Annotated in this window: 1 protein-coding gene; it reads left to right on the top strand. The window is 45.5% G+C overall.

Translation table 11 applies throughout. From position 1 onward, the window contains the following. The coding region (locus ESA94_RS21570) for a hypothetical protein (protein WP_164972836.1) at positions 1-222 on the top strand (222 nt) is incomplete at both ends.

Below are 222 nucleotides of genomic sequence, written 5' to 3'. Positions count from 1 at the left end.
CCTGTGATAATGTACCGGCAGCAGGAACAGCCACAGCCACTGATAAATGTGATGCTGCACCGAAGGTGACTTATCTTGGTGAAACAAGAGTAGATGGTAACTGTGCAGGTAATTACAAACTGATCCGTAGCTGGAAGGCAGAAGATGCATGTGGTAACAGTGTTACAAAAACACAAACCATCACGGTAACAGATAATACTGCACCAGAGTTAACCGTGCCTG

Origin of the sequence: Lacibacter luteus (assembly GCF_004118265.1) — a bacterium.
Lineage (GTDB): Bacteria > Bacteroidota > Bacteroidia > Chitinophagales > Chitinophagaceae > Lacibacter > Lacibacter luteus.
This window is presented reverse-complemented; position numbering and strand designations above follow the sequence as displayed.